1 protein-coding gene is annotated in these 911 nt (G+C 48.6%); it reads right to left on the bottom strand.

All coding sequences use genetic code 11. From position 1 onward, the window contains the following. Positions 1 to 844, bottom strand: an 844-nt coding sequence (locus E1189_RS01010) for an IS1595 family transposase (RefSeq protein ID WP_155158257.1), incomplete at its 3' end; no start/stop codon positions are given. Between the last annotated feature and the right edge of the window lie 67 nt (positions 845 to 911).

Here is a 911-nt window from a genome sequence, read left to right as displayed (position 1 = left end):
CGTGGAAAACACCACCCAGCCAACCCTTGAGGTGACTGTGATAAGCATTCACATGCTGAATGTGAAAAATACCATCAAGGACTCTCTCTCCTGCTGAAGTGTTGAGCTCCTTCAAAGGAAAACCCAGTTTTCTCGCCAGTGATTCGTGAGCAAGGCTGGCATCCGCACAGACCACAGCCTCTATAGAAATACGGCCACGCAAGTGCTTCACCATTTCCTGCGCACCTTCATTTTCGAGGATGCCATCGACAGTATGTGCCCGTCGATCCCTGGCAACCAGAACAGGGACTTTACGACAGTTGGTTTTCTTGTCGTTACCACGCTTTCTTGCAGGACGTGGCAGGTCTTTGCGTTGCCCCTTGAAAGACTCTCGAAAGAGAGTTTCATCCATCTCAACAATGTCGCCTAACTCTTGAGCCTGATCTGACTCAAGAACTTTTAGAAATCGGTGCCTCCAACGAAATGAGGTTTTCAATGTCACTCCACATGCTCGAGCAGCCGGGCGCAGCGTCAAAGAATGCGTCATCCCTTCAAGGTAAGTCTGCCACTTCTCGGGGTGTCGCAAGCGAGCCAGCGGTGTTCCTGTGAACGCGTTATAGGTTCGAGAGCATGCTTTGCACGAGTAACGCTGACGCCCTTCCCGTACACCCCAGAGCTTGTAGCTATCACTGTGGCAATGTGGGCAAACAGGGTGTTTTGAAAAATGAACTTTGACCTGCTCTTCAAGATTCAGTTGAGGATCTTGTGTTTCACTATCGGATAAAGTCTGGCGCAGAATATTCTTCTGCTGAGAGGTTAATGTCGAAATCGAATGAAGAAGATCTTTAAAGGCTTGATACTGCATAACACGCCCTCCAAAAATAGGAGATTTTGGGAGTATAGTTCAAGCAACCGTCATGGGTAACTTAGCC

The organism is Parendozoicomonas verongulae, assembly GCF_009711465.1.
GTDB classification, from domain to species: domain Bacteria; phylum Pseudomonadota; class Gammaproteobacteria; order Pseudomonadales; family Endozoicomonadaceae; genus Sansalvadorimonas; species Sansalvadorimonas verongulae.
The sequence above is the reverse complement of the archived record's forward strand: the minus strand, read 5'-3'. Positions and strand labels throughout refer to the sequence as shown.